This is a genomic window from Wolbachia endosymbiont (group A) of Pherbina coryleti (assembly GCF_964026875.1).
In the GTDB taxonomy this organism is placed as follows: domain Bacteria; phylum Pseudomonadota; class Alphaproteobacteria; order Rickettsiales; family Anaplasmataceae; genus Wolbachia; species Wolbachia pipientis.
Genome location: NZ_OZ034706.1, coordinates 730,674 through 744,670 on the forward strand (window position 1 = coordinate 730,674; position 13,997 = coordinate 744,670).

Consider the following 13,997-nt stretch of genomic DNA (forward strand, 5'->3'; position numbering starts at 1 on the left):
CCTTTAGAAGTGAATTTGAATGAATAGAAAATGGTATGCAGGAAAATGTAAAGAGGTTATTGAAAGATTGTCTTATCCATTTAGGGGAGATAGCTTTATATGAGTCAAAGGATAAGTCATATATGGTACAAGTATTAAAGCAACAGCCAGATAAATTATACGAGATTGGTGAAGGACAATTTGTGGAAGAAACTTTAGCGTTAGAAGTAAGTGCGTTTGATGTGTTAAGGCCAATAGTAGGAGATGTTTTTGTTATAGGTGACCGTAAATATAAAGTATATTCTCCACCGCTGCAAGATAATTCAGGAATGATATGGAAAATTCGAGCGTCAGGAGTATAAATGCGTACCGGTAGTATTATACAAAGTATAGATGCTGAAAGGAAAAAAGTGGAAAAAGCAATGGTGAGTGCATTAAACAAAACAGCAATATGGCTAAAATCAAAAGCAGCTAAGGAAATCAGTGAGGAAAAGAGAATAAACTTAGGTTTGATAAGAAAGAGATTAAGAATTTTTAAGGCGAAAACTAGCAGATTAGAAGTGTTAATTAGAGCAAATCTCTATGACATTAGAGCATCGACAATTGGCAAAATACAAAAAACAAGAAGAGGATCGAAAGTAGGAAAGCATGAGTTTATAGGAGGATTTGCAGCAGTTATGCCAAAAGGAAATAGCGGTATTTTTAAACGTGAAGGAAGAACAGCCCTGCCAATAAAGGAAATTAAGTTGCTACTAGAACCTGAGGCTTCAAGGATAATAGAGAATCTTGTTAATTATGAAGTTGAAAAGGTATTTGAAAAATTCTTCCACCGCGAATTAAGTTACATTACACCTATATGAATTTGCAAGATTTACATCAAGCAATCTGCACTAAGTTAAAAGAAGAAATATCAGCAATACAGACGTGTGAAATTTATCCAGCAATAAGAAAAGAATTAGTAGCGCCAGCGGTGTTTGTGGAACTAGCAAGTTTAGAACCAGGTAAAGATCCAGGTACTGAACAATTAGCTCTAAAAGCAAGATTTGAAGCTAGAATAGTAGTTGATAGCACAATAGAAAATGCTCCTCTCATTGTCAGATCATTAGCTGCTGAGGTTGCAAGAGTAGTGAACAAGAATACCTGGGAAAAGAATGTATCTCCGGCTGAATTTCTTTCTGCAGAGCCTGATGGATTTAGACCCGAATTAGATGCATATTTGGTGTGGATGGTTGATTGGAGTCATCAGCTTCATTTAGGTAAATCAGTATGGGAAGAAGGAAAAATTAAGCCACATACCATAAACGTAGGAAATATAAATGTTGGATCATAGTTTTGCGATTTCAGAGCTGAATAGGAAGCTAGCAAACATTGTACGAATAGGGCTTGTAAAAGAGGTAGATTATGACAAAGCAAAAGTAAGAGTAAAAATAGGAGAACTTTTAACAGATTATTTACCTTGGATAACGAGCAAAGCAGGAAAAGATAGAGATTGGTCTCCGCCAGATATCGATGAACAAGTAATGGTATTTTCTCCTCTTGGTGAACTATCATTAGGAGTAGTGTTAGCAGGAATATATCAGGAAAAATACCCTGCACCAGAGAATAAAAAAGAAATAAATAGTGTAAAATTTCAAGATGGGACAAGATTATTATATGATAAAGAGAAGCATAATTTAGAGATTGAAGTAGTAGACAAAATAACACTTAAGGCTGGGGGATCAAGTATAGAAATGACAAAAAGTGGAATAAAACTGAAAGCAGAAAGGATCGACTTAAATTGAACAAAGGAATAGTGAGGTTAGGAGACTACTGTGGAGAAGCTATACCACATTTCTGCATTAGCGGCAGTAACAATGTTTTTGTAAATGGTAAGCAAATTTGCAGGCAAGGAGATAGTTTTAGTGAAGGAAAAATATTAATAGAAGGATCTAAAACAGTATTTGCCAATGGGTTTGGTATAGGAAGAGTAGGAGATATAGTTTCATGTGGGTTTAAAGTAATTAGAGGGAGTTCTGATGTTTTTACAGAGCCAGTATGAAGGGAATGAGCAAAGAAACAGGTAAAGAACTAGAGGGTTTAGAACACTTAAAGCAATCAATAATTGATATACTGACCACTCCTATTAAGAGTAGAATAATGAGAAGAGATTATGGATCAAGATTATTTGAGTTAGTAGATAAGCCAATAAATAGGGATTTAACTTTGGAAATTTACGCAGCAACTGCAGAAGCTTTGGAAAAATGGGAAAAAAGATTTAAGTTAGAAAAAGTAAAAATAACAGAAGTGAAAGAAGGAAAAGTAACGCTTGACCTAGAAGGATTGTACTTACCAAGTGGAAAAAATATTCGCTTTGATGGAGTTGTGGTATAAAGATGGAGCAGCCTAACATTATTGAGCCACTGAACTTCGAAGAAATTCTGTCTCGGATGAGGGAAGAGTTGGTGAAGCGTGACGCAAGTTTTACAGCATTAGTTGAAAGTGATCCAGCGATAAAGATTCTGGAGGTAGCAGCATGGAGAGAACTTTTGCTCAGACAAAGGATAAACGAAGCTGTAAAGGGTAATTTACTTAAATTTGCGATAGGAGAAGATCTTGATAATTTGGCTGAATTTTATGGAGTAGAGAGAGAAAAAGAAGAAGATGACGAACGATTTAGAAAGAGGGTAAAAGCAAAAGTAAAAGGCTGGAGCACATGTGGGAGCAAGGAGTATTATAGGTATTATGCACTGTCAGCAGATAGTAGAGTAAAAGATGCACTAGTGGAATCACCTATACCAGGGAAAGTACAAATTTCAATCTTATCAACACAAACTGGCATAGCGTTAGAAGAGCTACTTGAAATTGTAAGAAAGCAAGTTACTAGAGATGATATAAGGGTTTTAACCGATACAGTAACAGTGATAGGTTGCAATATTACGGAAGTAGATATCCACAGCAGAATGAGCATAAGTCCTTTAATATCAGAGGAAGAAATCAAGAAGCAGTTTATTGAGAAGTTTGAATTAGCAAAAAGATTAGGATGGAATGTAACAAGATCTTGGATAATAGCAAACCTATTTGTAGAGGGTGTAGAGAATGTAGAATTAATCGAGCCAAAAGAAGATGTTGTGGTGCTAGGTAATGAGTGTGCTGCTTTAAGAAACTTAGAGATTGAGTTGAATTAATGTTATTGCCACCAAATGCAACAAAACAGGAAAAAGCGCTAGTAGATGCAACGGATTATAAAGTTGATCCAAGTTGCATCAGAGGGTTTAAGTTTAGTCTTAAAGAAGAAACATTGCCGTGGTTGATTGAGGAATATGAATTGGGGGAGATACTACGCTGGGTAAAAGATAAAAGAAGAGCGATAGTAGAAGGAGTAAAGTTTCAAAGACTGAGAGGAACCCCAGAATCACTCAAAATAGCACTAAAATGGGCAAATATAGAAGATATTACAATTATCGAAGAACCACCTGGAAAACATTTTTTTGAGCTGCAAATTGGAATAAAGGATGTGCCAAATGACTTTTTTGTAGATGCAGTTGTAGAATTGGCAAAGCTGTCATTACCAGCAAGATCAAGGCTAATGAGGATTTTCAATGACCACTACAACATTGATAGGTTTATTTTAGATGAAAGCTTTTTTGGAAGTTTGTTATCGGATTACTCGGGGATAAAAATTGAAAAAGATGGACCAGTACTGTCATTCGGTAGAAAGAACACATTTGAGCTAAAAAGCTTAAATCCAAATTTTAAGTTTAGCACTTTTCGGATTCATTATGAGCAAGCATTTAGTAATGACATATATCGGTTGAATGTAGCAGTGCTTGGGGAAACAGAGCCTCACACAAAGGATTACAAAGGCATTTATGAAAGAAGTCATCAGTGGTATAACTTAAAAGCCCTGTATCCTCTAACTCAAAGCTTATTACCGTCGATTAAATTTGCAAAAGCGCAGATTGTACTGTCAGATAGCTGGAAATTAGGAGAAATAAATAGCTGTTTTCCGGTTGGTAGAATAGAAGAAGAAGGAAATAAATTTGTATTGGGAAACGATAAACTTTCAGGGCAACGTTGGAATTTAAAACACAAGCCAATTTTAGAAAGGTTTAGCGTTACTCACCACTACAAAATAGAAAATTATACAGATCAGAAGGTCAGAAAATATGTTTTAGCAGAACACAACATTTACTATAAAAACGACTTATATTCAGAGCAAAAAGACTCAATACACGAATTAGAAAAGCACATTTTAGTGTTTTACCCGGGAGTACTGAAATGGCACGAACATCGACATTTGCACAGAAGTTGGAAAAATAGTCAAGCAATATGTGTAATAAGTTAAATACTTATATTTAGATCCTCATATATTATATTAATAATAGTTTAAAGTGTATGAAATAAAAAGAAAAGGACTTGCTTTCTCATGCTAAAACGGACATGACTTGAATAGCAGCAGGTAAATATAAGAAATTTATCTAACGCTAGAAAAGCTAATTTTGTGAGGTATGAAATGAGTTTTAGCAAGAGTAAGTTTTTTAAAGAAGTATCAAGTAACGATATTAATAAAAGAAATGAAGAAGGAGAGACGATATTACACCAAGCAGTAGAAATCTCTGATTACAAAACAGTGAGGTTATTAATAAAAAAAGGGGCAGAGGTAAATGCAAGAGATAAGAATGGTTATACACCACTACACTGTGCAGTATTCGCAAAAAGTTTAGAAAATGTAAAAGTGCTGCTAAGAGAAGGAGCAGAAGTAAATGCTACTCAATATGTTACTGGATGTACGCCACTGCACTCTGCGTGCAAAATAGGAGGAGCAGGAGTTGAAATAATAAAAGAGCTGGTAAAGGCTGGAGCTGAAGTTAATCAACTGAATAAGTACGGTGCAACACCAATGTATTACATCTGGGAAAGTGAAAAGTATCGTCTATGTGATAGCAAAGAGAGTGAAAAGGCAAGTAAATTTTTGAGAGAAAAAGGAGGAGTAACAAAAAGTAGAGAACTGACGTGCTATGGAATAGAGGGGCTAGTGGGAGAAATAGCAGACATGTTGAATGGAAGCTACATGCCGGAGCTAAAAATAATAGAGATAGAAGAAATAAGAAAGAGAGACAAATCACTAATAAAGGAAGAATGTGAAAATTTAGCAAGCAAAATAATAAGCCAGATAAATGAAATGATAGATGAGGTGGTGAGAAGGAAAGCTTAAAAAAAAGGTCAAAGAAAAGGTGAGGTAAATTATGTTAAAGTTTGGCAAATTTAATAAGTCAGCAGAAGAATTATTAGAGAACTCACATGAAAATATTTATGCAAGAGACGAGAAGGAACTGCATTATGCGGTAGACGCAAAAACAGTGAAGTTATTAGTCGAAAAAGGAGCGAATGTGAATGCAGCAGATGCAAGAGGATATACAGCACTGCATCTAGCGGTAACGGAGAAACGCATAGAAACCGTGAGAGAATTGATAAAGTCAGGAGCAAATGTAAATGCTGAAGAGTATGGCAATAAATGCACTCCATTGCACCTTGCATGTATGGTGGGGAAAGTAGAAATAGTAAAAGAGTTAGTGGAAGCAGGAGGAGAAATAGAACAAGAGGATACATTTGGAATGACAGCAATGGATTATGCGAAAAACAGTAAAGAAGTAACTGAAGTATTAAAGAAAGAAACAGACAGAATTGAAAAGTTATTTATGAGAGGATAGAAAATATGGAGGAAGAAACAGAAAAGAAAGTGATGAATTTAGAGAAAAAAACGTTAGAAGAGCTAAGGAGAATGTGGAAGAAGGTATATGGAGAAGAAGCGCCTAGATACTCAAAGAAATATCTGATACCAAGATTAGCTTATAGGATGCAGGAAAAAGCGTATGGAGAAATGTCAAGAAAGGGGACAAAAAGACTAGAGTATCTGGCAGATCGGCTAGAGAAGGGAAAAAGAATAAGTAGCGATAAACTGCCAGTAGAGGGAACAGAGCTAATATTAGAGAGAGGGGAAGAGACTCACGCAGTAATGGTAACAGATAAGGGTTTAATCTACAGAGAAGAATTTTTCACATCATTATCAGCAGTAGCAGGAAAAATAATGGGAATGAGTTACAATGGGCCGCTCCTATTTGGTTTGCGTGATCAAAAGGGAAGGGAAAATGTGTAAAGGGATAAGATGTGGAATATATACGAGAAAGTCAAATGAAGACGGTCTAGAGCAGAAGTTTAACAGTTTAGATGCGCAACGAGTAGCATGTGAGAAGTACATAAAGAGCAAAGAAGGCTGGGTAGCATTGGCCAAAAGGTACGATGATGGCGGTTATTCAGGAAAAAACTTAGAAAGACCAGCAATAAAGGAGTTATTTGAAGATGTAAAGGCAGGAGAAGTGGACTGTGTGGTAGTATATACGCTAGATAGGCTGTCAAGGGAAACAAAAGACAGCATCGAAGTAACGTCATTTTTTAGAAGACATAGAGTAAATTTTATAGCAGTAACGCAGATATTTGACAATAATACGCCAATGGGAAAATTCGTACAGACAGTATTATCAGGAGCAGCACAGTTAGAAAGAGAGATGATAGTAGAGAGAGTAAAAAATAAAATAGCAACATCAAAAGAACACGGACTATGGATGGGAGGAACTTTGCCGCTTGGATATGATGTAAAAGATAAAGAATTAATAATAAATGAAAAAGAAGCGAAAATAGTAGGGCACATATTTGAAAGATATTTGGAGTTGAAGTCAATGGCAGAGTTGGCAAGAGAGTTAAATAGAGAAGGTTACAGAACAAAATCAGATATCTTTAAGAAAGCGACGGTGAGAAGAATAATAACAAATCCAATATATATGGGAAAGATAAGACATTATGAGAAAGAGTATGAAGGAAAGCATGAAGCAATAATAGAGGAAGAAAAATGGCAAAAAGCGCAGGAATTGATAAAGAATCAACCATATAGAAAAGCAAAATATGAGGAAGCATTGCTTAGGGGAATAATTAAGTGCAAGAGCTGTGGTGTAAATATGACACTAACGTATGCAAAAAAAGAAAATAAAAGGTACCGATATTACGTGTGCAATAACCATTTAAGGGGAAAAGGTTGTGAATCAATAAACAGAACTATAGTAGCGGGAGAGGTGGAAAAAGAAGTAATGAGAAAGACAGAGCAGCTATATGAAAAATGGGGAGAAGAATGGAAAAATTTAAGTTTCAGAGAACAGAAAGAAGTAGTGAAAAAGTTAATAAAGGGAGTAATGGTAAAAGAAGATGGAATAGAAGTATGTTCTGAATCAGAGGAAAAATTTATACCAATGAAGAAGAAAGGAAACAAATGCACAGTAGTAGAGCCAGAAGGAAAAACAAATAATGCGCTACTGAAAGCAGTGGTGAGAGCCCATTCCTGGAAACGTCAACTAGAGGAAGGAAAATATGGGAGTGTGAAGGAGCTGAGCATTAAAATTAATATAGGTACAAGACGTATACAGCAAATTTTAAGGTTGAATTATTTAGCACCAAAGATTAAGGAAGACATAGTAAATGGGAGACAGCCAAGAGGTTTGAAGCTATCTGATTTGAAAGAAATACCGATGTTGTGGAGCGAGCAATTAGAGAAATTTTATGGATTAGCATCTTAATTTACAAAAGCAACGGGAGATTGAAAAGAGTATGTGCAAGAAGGAGCTGCTACAAAGGGCCATGCCAAAAGATATTGAGATTGATGTAAGTCGATGTTACAAAATCAATTATGCGAAAATATTAATATAGATGATGAAGATTTTAGCATACTAGATGCAACAGTGGTAGACAATGTATACAATTTAGCTGCATATTTTAATAGTATAGCTTTTCTTATAGTAGTCCGAACAGGGTAAGATATGTGTTTATGGCTATAGTAGGCCAGTAGCATATTATGATTTATTTGGATTATTGTGAAAAGAGCTATAGATCTGGAAAAAAAATTCTGTAAAAGGTCGGCTCAGCCAATCGTGTTTTAATACAGTCTCATATCCTGAAAATACACCTTGTGGCCAGCTCCTGTACAATGACATCTCATTTTCCTGAAAAACAACATAAAAGAGTATTCTTAAAAGATTATTGATATCGATTCGACTCCTTTGCAATAATTTATTAACTGTAGTAATTTATATTTAAATAATAATTTTCAACTTTTATGGTAAATTAGCAATTTTTTCCCTAGAATCAGAAACTCTTCTTAATTCTTCACGTTTTACCCATGAACCCTTCTGCTTATTGGATTCGCTTATTAATTCAGGACGCATTAACCCACCAGATCTAGCAAAAACACCTCGGTCTATGGCTTCAATGACTGATAAACCTCCCAGTAAGCAATTTTGTCCTATTTCTTCATAATTTTCTATTCCCTCATTACAATCTTCTATTGCTTCATTATAACTTTCTATTTTATCAAGTAGAAGTAGGCCTTCTTCACTCACCTCTACTTTTATCCAATTTTTATTTTTCTCATCAGGATATAATCTAACTTCTAATTCTCCTAAACTAGTATAAAAAGTTAATGCTATACTGCTACCTTCTGTAAGATCTGTGTAATTCCTTATGCCATCTTCAATTTTAATTTCTACTTCACTATTACCGATCTTTACTATATTTCTTCCACACTTTACATCTCCATCTGTTAGACCTAAATCCCTTGCCCCATCTGTTATCTTTATAATGTCTATTTTACTATCTTTAGAATATTCTAAGTAAAAAACGGAGTTGTCTACTCTTGCATCTTTTAGCTCGCTATTGGTTGCACTTTTTGCGATTTCAATAAACTTATGAGAATTGCTAATATAATCTCTATAAGCTTTTTTTAGGTTAGTTTTATGCTCTTTAAATTCTGATGTCAGTGTGTTAGCATCAACTGTATTACCAAACACTGCCCCTTTTGATACTAATTGACATATTATATTACTAGCAACTTTAGGATTCTTTTCTAATTCACTGATTTTTTTCATCACATAATCGGTAAAAGTGTACTCATTACCTGAAAAGAAATCTTGTGAAAGAGAATAGTTTAATCGTACACCAGACTTTATAGCATCGTTTACAATCTCTTCAAGTTCAGCCATGTTTTGAGCCTGAAACACCTTATCAGAAAACTCATTTAACTTTTCCTTTTGATTTGAGGTTAAATTAACGAGTAATTTACTGACCTGTCCTTTCTTTTGCTGACGATAAATATTTATACCATAATCTAATGCTCCTGCTTCTAGAAATATTTTTCTTAACTCTTGAGCAAGATCTTCATTATCCCAAGCAAAACGATCAACATACGAAAACACTTTTGATTCACCCATTCCTTGCCTAATATTTAGCACTACTTTTAGGTCTGAATCTCTTTTATGCTTACTTAAAAACTCCTTTAAATTTTTAGTGCAGTCTGAATCGAGTACAAGTAAGTCATACAATTCTGCATTTAACTTTTTCTGTTTATCAGTTAGAAATAATTCTTCTATATTATAGCAGAGTTTATTAGTTGCTATTTGTTGTGGAGTTCTCCCCTTTCTACTTGTTATATTAGGGTTAGCTCCTTTCAAGAGAAGAGAGTTTGCATTATCGTAATGACCTTTAGCAGCAGCAAGGTATAGTGGTGTTTTTCCTTTATTATCTTGTATGTTAGGATCTGCACCTGCTTCTAAGAGTAAATCTATAGCCTGATTTCCTGTGCGACGAAATCCACCAATGTTTGCTCCTGCAATCGCATGCAATACTGTTGATTGAGATTCTCCTCTTCTTAGGTTAAGAATTACTTTTAAATCTTTATTGTTTCTATTATCATGTAAAAATTCTTCAAGGGGCTCAGTATTATCAAATGAACCACAGTTAGAAGTTAAACATTTTAGAGCACTAAGTAACTTTTTGTTTAAATTTTTTTGACTTGGTGTAAGGTCATGATCTAGAGCAAACCAAACACAAATCTGTTCACTTAATCCAAGTTTGCTATCTATCAAAGATAATGGTTCATTATAGTTTCTGACTGATGGTAAGTCTCCTGAGTACCACATATCATTCATCAGCTCATTTAATAAATGCTCTTTAGATGATAGATGTTCTATAATTGATTCATATTCAAAATCAGATGGCTCTGGTTTGGATTTTGGTTTTAGTAGATTGATAATAGATTTTACTATCCCAGTAGACTCACCCATACTTATCCCTCTAAGCTAAGATATATGATACATTGTATGCGATATGTAACATTAAGTCAATAACCATAATCTTTTTACTACTTATGTCGTTTGTTAAGTTTTTATGGTGAGTAATATAAGATCTTTAGACAATCAAGCAGTTTAGCATTTACCCTACAGTACGGCTTGTTGTCTGTTTTGAATTTGTTACTATCTCACACCAACTATTTTTTTTCTTTTCATTAGATAAGGTAATTTTTTCAGAAGATTGACGTAGTGTTTCATGTTTTTCAAAATATCCTCGTTTAATCGCATCATGTACTGAATATCCACCAAGTAAGCAATTTTCTCCTATTTCTTCCTTATCTTTTAATTGATCAAGTTTCTTCTTGTCATCGTCACTTATCTTTACTTCAATTTTATTGTTGTCTTTATCACTAGAACGTAGATGAATACTAATCTTTCCTACTTCAGTAGTAAAAGACATTTCAATGCCACCTTCTAAAACGTCTGTATAATTTCTTTTTCCTCCTACATTTTCAACTCTTACTATACTCTTTCCAACATGAAATATATGATGTCTAAAACTTAAATCTTTCACTTTTGGATTATTTATAACTTTTGCAACCTCAACAGTGCTATCTTGCGAATATTTTACATAAAAATATCCATTATCCATTTCTACGTGTAAAGCTTTGCCTTGGGCACTACTGTTTATAATACCTTCATCTGCTACACTTTTTAGCTTGTTATCGATTTCTTCACATTCTGCAAAAATCTCATAACTGAACCCATAAGTTGCATACAATAACTTATCATCATAAAAGGAACTGCATTTTACTCTTCCACCTTTTAATAGTAAATTACTCATGATATTGCGTATAATACCTATATTTTTATCATCTGATACACCCTCGTAGGCAGGAATATCTCTTATTCCCTTAGAAACTAAACTTGTTATAGTCTCACTATCGTCTGATAAACTCTCATAAGGTGGTAATCCCTTATGCTGTCGTATTCTATCAGGGATATTTCTTATTTCCTTAAAAATTAAACTTGTTATAGTATACTTATCATCGTTATATTTTGAATTGAGTCTTATCCCTTTTTGCAAATATTTATTTGTTATGCACTCTATACGCTCTAAAGCAGTGTTTGTAAAATTTTCATGCTTATCCCTATAACCTTGATCATTTTTTGTTACTACATCTTTTAACTCTTTACGAAATTCATCAATTAGACTTCTCTCACTTTCAGTCAGTAGTAGATCTAACTTAATTAAAGCAGAGTCTCTTGGACTAATAGAGTAATTTTTCCAATATAAATCACTATCATCAGTTTCACTCTGATACGACAATGTATGTTTTACACATGTGTCAACAGCCTCCCTAGTTTCATGTCTCTGATCAAGGTCATAACATTCCGAACGATTACTTATTCCTTGGAAAAACAAACTATAATCACCTAAATCTGCTACGTCATTTTCAGGAGTTGGTCCCTCATTGCTATTACGCTCAATTTTTGAATGCCATGGCTCAGTATTTAATTCCTCTCCTAGCTTTTGTTCACTGATAGATTCTACAACATATTTTACTGACTCTGTAACCATACTACCTCCTAGCCTAGATATAGAATATATTATGTACAATATATAATATTGGTCAAGCTAATTTCAACACAATCTTTTTACTACTCATATTTTTGTTAAGTTTTTATGGTGAGTAACAATGGAGTATGTAGATAGGTTAAAAGTTGCTTATGACTGCAAATTTGAGCTAATTTTACTATAGATTAAAATAGTTAAGACCTATATTTGATATCACTATTATTAAGAGCGTGATGGATTATGCTTTAAAGGAGTACGGAAACTGCTGAAGTTTTTACAGCAAACCTGTATGGAGCAACTTCAGCAGAATAAACAAACACATGCCAGTATTAGTAGAGAATTATTTATAAGTCAATTAACTTTTTCAAAAAATATTTTAGTGAAGATACCATGCTAGCTAGTGTTATAAACAATTCAATTGTTTACTCCTTCAAAAAAGATCGTATATTTTTGAGAACAAGTTGCGTAAAAATAAGGTTATAAAAATAGAAGATTTAAATTATTTCCATAAGCTTAGGCAAAACAGTTCGTATGTATATATGGATAAAATGGGCTAATATGGCTAGTTTTAGCGTATAGCAAAGTCAGAATACAAAAAAGTTCGTATGTATCGCGCGGTAGACCATCCCATCCCAAAGAAACTTGTTCTCACGTACGGTAGTTTTGGGTGCTGGAAATGGCTATCTTGCTTGAGATCTTAATAATATATCTTCTTAAATTAATAAAGATTTATCTAAAAATAATTTAGGTAAATTTATAATGAAAAGAGATCTTAATTTAATCAAAGATCATAAAATGAGTCTGTTAATGGCCTTTTATCAAAAGTTGTTTTGGGTTAGAAATTTTCTAAAATAGTGATTGACAGGTTACAAAGGTGGAGTATGATGTTGAAATTAGTATAGAGTCTATAAATTATTATAGCTCTGTATCTTACGTATGGTTTTGTTTGTGAGGTAAGAATTATGGACTGTGATGAACTAAGAAAAGCTGTTTTCTCTATTGTTAAGGATGATGATCCTTATAAAGAATCTAAACAACTTCAATTGAAAAATTGGTGTGGTGCATTTTTGGAAATATTTGACAGTTGGGGTGAAAAAAAACTTCCGTTCTTTTTGGATATATTATCAAATGAAGAATGTTGGGAAAAAACCGATACAATACATGGTATCAAACTCAATAGAAGAGTAGTAGCTAAAAAGATGATAGAATCAAAAAGTTCTAAGGGTATAAGTAATCCACTAGATGACTTTGATCGTTACCAGGTTGCATGTTGGTGTTGCTTAGAAGAAGACATAATCTCTATATTTGAACATTTTAAACGGGAAGATGAAATAAATGAGGGAGATTCAGATGCATTAAAAAAGTTAGTTAAATCAGTAAGTGGGAGTTGGTATACGGACACAATGATGCAATTTTGGTCACATTTCATTAGTGGATATATTTCAGAGTTAGATCTAAAAGGCCAGCATCCTTATGTCTTTGGTTTACATCGTGCAGCAATAAGTTCAAATAGAAGACATGTAGAAGCAGTGGAATTCTTTTGGGACAAGATTAAATTGTTGCCTGAAAGTGAGTTAAGTGCTCAGGAAAAAGATGAAGTTTTCATGAGAATTGCAGTGCATGCGGCACATGATAATGGCTATCCTGATGTGTTTGAATTTTGTTTAAGTCAGATAGATCCTGACAAATATCCAGAGCTTTTGAAAAGAGATTTAGAGAAAAATGGTTGCTATGGTTCTTTAAATAGAATAAAGAACACGCTTAGCTTTGATAAATATCAACAATTGTTTGATTGTCTAAAACAGAGCGAAATTTCAGGAGATTATTATAATGCCCGCTTGTGTTCTATAAAAATACAAGAGTATTCAGGATGTTATTTAGACGCAGCTAAAAAGCTTTTTCTCCATATATGGACAAAAGAAGGGTTTGACAGTCATCGTGCTTTTGTAATAAGTGAGGAAGTAATGGATTCATCTCCTTGTTTTCATACAAATCTACTAATACCTTGGGTAAAGAAGAGTATTATGGACCCGGTATGGGCAGTACTAGATAAGCTGGACTCTAATCAAATAAAAGAATTCATGACTTACAAACAAGCAGATTACATACGTTCCATATTAGAGCAAAGAGATCATGATTTATTAAATAGATTTTTAGCTTATGGTAAGTCCATAGAGAAAAATCTTGCTCAGAATAGTGTAAGTGCTAATTTGGCTGAAGTTAAGTTAAGTAAACAATCTTATGTGGGGTTAGGTGATCATTAAAAAGTATTATATTATAATTTAGGGGGT

Annotated in this window: 16 protein-coding genes; 13 read left to right on the forward strand and 3 right to left on the reverse strand. The window is 33.8% G+C overall.

All coding sequences use genetic code 11. The features are described from left to right. The first annotated feature begins 35 nt into the window (after window positions 1-35). From AAGD87_RS03665 to AAGD87_RS03720, 12 genes are all read left to right on the forward strand, one after another. On the forward strand, window positions 36-341 hold the full coding sequence (locus tag AAGD87_RS03665) for a hypothetical protein (protein WP_264377128.1): 306 nt from the start codon (window positions 36-38) through the stop codon (window positions 339-341). Beyond that, a complete protein-coding gene (locus AAGD87_RS03670; RefSeq protein WP_230609226.1) occupies window positions 342-839 on the forward strand; it encodes a phage tail protein in 498 nt (165 codons plus the stop codon). Further along, window positions 836-1,309, forward strand: coding sequence for a hypothetical protein (locus AAGD87_RS03675; RefSeq protein WP_230609227.1), 474 nt, complete (start codon window positions 836-838; stop codon window positions 1,307-1,309). Before AAGD87_RS03670 ends, AAGD87_RS03675 begins: the two co-directional genes overlap by 4 nt. Further along, the gene (locus tag AAGD87_RS03680) at window positions 1,296-1,760 is read left to right on the forward strand and encodes a phage baseplate assembly protein V (RefSeq protein WP_230609229.1); all 465 of its coding nucleotides are present in this window, start codon (window positions 1,296-1,298) and stop codon (window positions 1,758-1,760) included. Before AAGD87_RS03675 ends, AAGD87_RS03680 begins: the two co-directional genes overlap by 14 nt. Further along, complete coding sequence (locus AAGD87_RS03685) at window positions 1,757-2,017, forward strand: PAAR domain-containing protein (protein WP_172758482.1); 261 nt, start codon at window positions 1,757-1,759, stop codon at window positions 2,015-2,017. The genes AAGD87_RS03680 and AAGD87_RS03685 overlap by 4 nt, the downstream gene beginning before the upstream one ends. Continuing rightward, on the forward strand, window positions 2,014-2,349 hold the full coding sequence (locus tag AAGD87_RS03690; protein ID WP_019078516.1) for a GPW/gp25 family protein: 336 nt from the start codon (window positions 2,014-2,016) through the stop codon (window positions 2,347-2,349). Before AAGD87_RS03685 ends, AAGD87_RS03690 begins: the two co-directional genes overlap by 4 nt. A 2-nt stretch (window positions 2,350-2,351) precedes the next feature. Beyond that, complete coding sequence (locus AAGD87_RS03695) at window positions 2,352-3,143, forward strand: baseplate J/gp47 family protein (RefSeq protein WP_230609231.1); 792 nt, start codon at window positions 2,352-2,354, stop codon at window positions 3,141-3,143. After that, window positions 3,143-4,303: a phage tail protein gene (locus AAGD87_RS03700; protein WP_230609232.1), complete on the forward strand. Its 1,161-nt coding sequence runs from the start codon at window positions 3,143-3,145 to the stop codon at window positions 4,301-4,303. The genes AAGD87_RS03695 and AAGD87_RS03700 overlap by 1 nt, the downstream gene beginning before the upstream one ends. Window positions 4,304-4,471: 168 nt before the next feature. Further along, window positions 4,472-5,173, forward strand: coding sequence for an ankyrin repeat domain-containing protein (locus AAGD87_RS03705; protein ID WP_230609234.1), 702 nt, complete (start codon window positions 4,472-4,474; stop codon window positions 5,171-5,173). A 31-nt stretch (window positions 5,174-5,204) separates the two neighbouring features. Continuing rightward, window positions 5,205-5,669, forward strand: coding sequence for an ankyrin repeat domain-containing protein (locus AAGD87_RS03710; protein WP_341817777.1), 465 nt, complete (start codon window positions 5,205-5,207; stop codon window positions 5,667-5,669). A gap of 5 nt (window positions 5,670-5,674) precedes the next feature. Then, window positions 5,675-6,115 (forward strand): DUF2924 domain-containing protein, encoded by a 441-nt coding sequence (locus AAGD87_RS03715; RefSeq protein WP_341817584.1) that lies wholly within the window; start codon window positions 5,675-5,677, stop codon window positions 6,113-6,115. After that, window positions 6,108-7,583 (forward strand): recombinase family protein, encoded by a 1,476-nt coding sequence (locus AAGD87_RS03720; RefSeq protein ID WP_341817583.1) that lies wholly within the window; start codon window positions 6,108-6,110, stop codon window positions 7,581-7,583. The genes AAGD87_RS03715 and AAGD87_RS03720 overlap by 8 nt, the downstream gene beginning before the upstream one ends. A gap of 104 nt (window positions 7,584-7,687) precedes the next feature. Here AAGD87_RS03720 and AAGD87_RS03725 read toward each other — a convergent pair whose 3' ends face one another. The 3 genes from AAGD87_RS03725 to AAGD87_RS03735 all read right to left on the reverse strand — a co-directional run bounded on the left by AAGD87_RS03725 (window position 7,688) and on the right by AAGD87_RS03735 (window position 11,709). Beyond that, window positions 7,688-7,855, reverse strand: coding sequence for a hypothetical protein (locus AAGD87_RS03725; RefSeq protein WP_341817582.1), 168 nt, complete (start codon window positions 7,853-7,855; stop codon window positions 7,688-7,690). A 262-nt stretch (window positions 7,856-8,117) separates the two neighbouring features. Further along, a complete protein-coding gene (locus AAGD87_RS03730; protein ID WP_341817581.1) occupies window positions 8,118-10,121 on the reverse strand; it encodes an ankyrin repeat domain-containing protein in 2,004 nt (667 codons plus the stop codon). Between the two features lie 148 nt (window positions 10,122-10,269). Further along, a complete protein-coding gene (locus AAGD87_RS03735; RefSeq protein ID WP_341817580.1) occupies window positions 10,270-11,709 on the reverse strand; it encodes a hypothetical protein in 1,440 nt (479 codons plus the stop codon). A 959-nt stretch (window positions 11,710-12,668) separates the two neighbouring features. Here AAGD87_RS03735 and AAGD87_RS03740 point away from each other — a divergent pair. Further along, on the forward strand, window positions 12,669-13,970 hold the full coding sequence (locus tag AAGD87_RS03740; protein ID WP_264336701.1) for a hypothetical protein: 1,302 nt from the start codon (window positions 12,669-12,671) through the stop codon (window positions 13,968-13,970). Window positions 13,971-13,997 lie beyond the last annotated feature (27 nt).